Annotated in this window: 5 protein-coding genes; all 5 read right to left on the bottom strand. The window is 36.5% G+C overall.

From position 1 onward, the window contains the following. Positions 1-956: SAM-dependent chlorinase/fluorinase (locus tag KBF89_01915; GenBank protein ID MBP9115084.1), on the bottom strand; the 956-nt coding region annotated here is incomplete at its 3' end. A gap of 211 nt (positions 957-1,167) precedes the next feature. After that, positions 1,168-2,049 (bottom strand): phosphatase, encoded by an 882-nt coding sequence (locus tag KBF89_01920; protein ID MBP9115085.1) that lies wholly within the window; start codon positions 2,047-2,049, stop codon positions 1,168-1,170. Between the two features lie 48 nt (positions 2,050-2,097). After that, entirely contained in the window at positions 2,098-2,898 is an 801-nt protein-coding gene (gene proC / locus KBF89_01925; protein MBP9115086.1) for a pyrroline-5-carboxylate reductase, read from the bottom strand. A 238-nt stretch (positions 2,899-3,136) separates the two neighbouring features. Then, a complete protein-coding gene (locus KBF89_01930; protein ID MBP9115087.1) occupies positions 3,137-3,598 on the bottom strand; it encodes a helix-turn-helix transcriptional regulator in 462 nt (153 codons plus the stop codon). 15 nt (positions 3,599-3,613) lie between these two features. Continuing rightward, entirely contained in the window at positions 3,614-4,135 is a 522-nt protein-coding gene (locus KBF89_01935) for a hypothetical protein (GenBank protein MBP9115088.1), read from the bottom strand. Between the last annotated feature and the right edge of the window lie 188 nt (positions 4,136-4,323).

Below are 4,323 nucleotides of genomic sequence, written 5' to 3' on the forward strand. Positions count from 1 at the left end.
ACAGGAGCCGGAGATTGAGGAGCCACAGGAGCCGGAGATTGAGGAGCCACAGGAACATCTTCAAGTACGGGAGTTGGGTTTGCATTAACTGATTCAACAGTTATATCACGACCGGTAATTGTTGTACCTTGTGGAAGAATAGCAATAGCATCAGATTCGCTTACACCAAGTTCTTTAGCTGCAAAATCTAGATTTTTTACAACACTTAACATACCTGTTGAATCTATAATCAAACCGAGTTGGCTTTTTGCTAGGTCTGCATAACGCTCAACAAACTTGACCATAAAATCATTTTGACCTACACGAACAAGGGCTGTATCGCCTATACGTAAACCTGATGAGGTTAGTTCTTCAGGCGTAATATTAGTTTGTATATTTGAAAAACGATCGATAGACCAAACTTCTCCGAGGAATGCGCCGCCTTCATCATGTCGAGAAAGTTGCAACATTCCAGGTACGAGTTGTTCGAGTGGAATTTCATTACCTAGTTCAGACATATCTATTCCACTTGCTATTACTCCTGCAGCTGGCGCCATAATATCTCTTGCCGCAAAAACTCCGCCCGGAGCTTCTATACGATATTCTGGATTTGTTAATTCATGCACTCGTATTGGGTCGCCTAAAAGTTGAGCTGCTGGAGCTAATATTCCATTATCCGGTCCAATAAAAATAGAATTTTCTAATTCAACAGCAATATATCTTTGATCTTTTGGTGCTCCAGGATCAATTGCAGCTAGCACTATGCCTGTTGGCAAAAATTGGATTGCTCTAGTCAATGCAAGTGCGCCAGCGCGGATATCAAACGGAGCGATTTCATGAGTCACATCAATAACTCTTGCGTTTGGAGCTTGTTGCATAATAATTGCTTTACAAACACCTACTGATTCATCGCTAGTTCCTAAATCTGATAAAAAAGAGATTATGTCATATTGTGCCATTGTTATTTTGCCTCTCATGAGTTTTTAGATTTAAATCTATGTCGTACGAGATTTTATCGACTGAAATTTTCGAACCTTAACCCGCTTATTGACAACTTTTAATATACGATATTATTTCAATATTCTATAAAATATCTACTCAGAGTGCTCAAATATCTATAATCAGTCTACTTGTGTAAAGATATTATACGAATATAGCGAATAATACGAAATGGTTATTTAATCTAAATTAATTTTCAAAAAAATTTTTAAAATATTCATAAACAATCTCATAATGAGAAGATGGCCTCGAAAGATTAATCGGAACTACCAAGCTATTTTTTTCATTAACCGAAGCAACACTTAGAGACAAAGATTCTAAATCAATAAATGAAATTGTAGGATAACTAGAGGTAAGAGCGCCTGCTGCAAAAATATTGTCGGAAACAACTAAATCTGGTCTGGGTAGGTGAAAAAATAAATCATCTGCGATCTTTGTATCGTTTGTGCCAAGCAGTGACATTGTATCTTCTTCACATACAACACAAACTTTTTCACACCAAGTTAAATTTCTTCCACTTCTACCATCAATAATTGTTTTACTTGTATTTGAATATGAGTCAAGTATATTTGCACCATATTCTTGCGCCAGAACTGCAAGTTTTGAAAACAACGCAAGAGTTGCACTTGGACGTGAACTTGCAAATAATATTTTTGCACCTTTTATTGATGCATCGAGTAACCTCTCACTAGCTTCATCTATTGCAATTTCACATAGCTCCACATCAATATAAATTTTATTTTTTGTTAATTCAATACCATAAACTTCTGTAGCGCAATCTTCTATTTGTTGTGCGTCGAGCGCGTGCAATAAATATTTAGGATTTATTCCCATTGTTGCAGTTGTGTCTCGTCGAGCTAAACTAGTCATAGACTCTCTAAATATCTGTGTGCTCATTCCAGTTTGCTTACCAGCAAGTTTTAATTCAATTAATTTATTTTGAAACGAAATGCCACAAAGATCTGGTCTATCAATAATCTCACCTGCGGGTCTTGTGGTTCTAAGAATTTTGTGAGGTGCTTTATGAACTCTAACTTTTGAAGGCGCTGGTACGAATGATTGATCTAACATAGTGTGAATTGTCCATATTAGATGTTTTCACCAGAAATATCAATTAATTTAACCAAGTTCCTCGGCGCGCAAAAAAGCAGCGTTAACAGCAGATTTCACTAGTGAAGCTAAATCATTTGATTCAAAATCTTCGATTGCTGCTTGGGTTGTACCACCCGGCGATGTAACTTTTATACGCAATTCTTCAACATTGTCTGGTTCTTTGTTCAAAGTTCTCGCTGCACCTATTAATGTTTGCTCACCAAGTATCCTGGCAATATCTTCATCTAATCCTTTTTCGCTTGCCGCATCAATAAGATATTGTGTTAATAAATAAAAGTATGCAGGTCCCGATCCAGATAGCGCCGTCACTATGTTCATCTGTACTTCATCGACGACAACAACTTGACCAATTGACAACAATAGTTGTTGGGCTAAATCAATATGGTTTGCATCAGCATGACCACCTGCACATATCGCTGTAGCACTTTCGCCCACTGTTGCGGCCAAGTTAGGCATTGCGCGAACTACAGGTATTTTACCAATATAGTCTTCAATCTTCGCAGTAGAGACTCCTGCAGCAATCGATATGACTAATGATTCTTTGTTCAAATACTTTTTAATATTTTTTGATGCACTTTTTATTGCACTTGGCTTAACTGCCAAAATTATCACTTCATATTCATTTTTATTTTCACTTGATAATGCTTCATCAACATTTCTAAATATATTATTTGTTAATTCTTTCACTTTTAAACGTGTATCGTCATCTTGCTCTACAATAAATGTTTCGATTTTTGAGACACTAGTTTGTAAACACTTCGTAATAGCTTGACCCATAGTCCCGCCACCAATAATTAAAATTTTCATGTTTAAAAACTAGCAGTTTATTTTCGATTCTTCACTTTGTTCAAAACTATGTTGGAATTTTCGCCACTACCACTTAAAGAAGAAGAGCCTTCCTGAAAATATTGGCTTCCCCGACCTCATTTAGTAGGGCTCTTCATCCTTGATGTCGCTATCAAATGATTGCAACACTCTAAGTTTACACGCTATTACATGATAACACAAGTTAAAACATGATATATTTTTTAAACAGCCCAAAAGGCTAGTCGTCGGTGGCTTTACGTAACTCTTCCACGGTAACTTTGCCAGTTTTTAATTTAGCAAACATCTCTAATAAATAGTCTCTTTGATCATCATCTAGTGAATCATCTTCTCGGATAGCATCCAAAACGCCTTTTTTCTCTTGAGGATTTAAAATTCCTGCACGTACGTAAAGGGTTTCTGAAGAAATTCGAAGGCCCTTCGCAATACCTTGCAAAATTTCAGCTGAAGGTTTGCGAAGACCGCGCTCTATTTGAGAAAGATAAGGGTTAGAAATACCAGCCAACGAAGAAAGCCGACGCAAACTTAATTGTGCAGTATTTCTTTGTTCGCGGATAAAATTACCTAAATCTTTTAAACGTTGTTGGACTTCTCCAGGGATGTCATCACGAAAAGAATGGTTAGTATCATCCGATTGATTAACATTTTTTTCAGGATTAGTATTCTCATTATTGTCTGTCATACTTAATCCTTAAAATTATTTCTTGGTTGTTCTTTTAGCGATTTCGCCTTCTAAAGCATCGATCACCTTATGCAAATCTTTTCTTTTTTGGGAAACTTCTTTTTCAAATTCTTTTAAATCGTCAATATTTTGTATTAACTCATCATCTTCAAGCTGATCAAGATTTGCCAATGAATCATCTGAAACCAACGTTTCCATGCCCCGATTAAAGTCGATATTTGGCGAAGGAGCAAGTATCGAACTCAATCTAGAATTAGTAGAACTAGAACGCGTCTCACCACTTGCTAAAATACTAGGCAGCATAGCAATGAGGTCTCCAAGTGTCCCGCCTTTTTCTCGACGATTCTGCTCAGCTTTAAAGATATCTAGGCGAGATTGTGCAAGTCTACGAAGATAACTCATTTCAGTTTCTATTTCGCGAGCGGTATCTCTAAGCTCACGTATTTCTTTTTCAGATTTTGTATCAAGATTCTCTGTATATGATCCACTTAAAATTTCGTCAATACGCCTTTTTGAATCTTCATTTTTATTTGTCATAGTGTCTATAAGATTAGTTCAATTAAGGTTAGATTTTCTAGGTTTTAGAAATTTTGTTAGGAAGACACTTATTAATAGTACAGAGCGCTAACAGAAAGCACACAAAAGTAAATAGAAATTACATTAGAGTGGATCAGAGGGTCGGGACTCAAAAAGAATAAAACAATAACACGCGCTCGTAGCTCAGT

The sequence above is a fragment of the Acidimicrobiia bacterium genome (assembly GCA_018057765.1).
Lineage (GTDB): Bacteria > Actinomycetota > Acidimicrobiia > IMCC26256 > JAGPDB01 > JAGPDB01.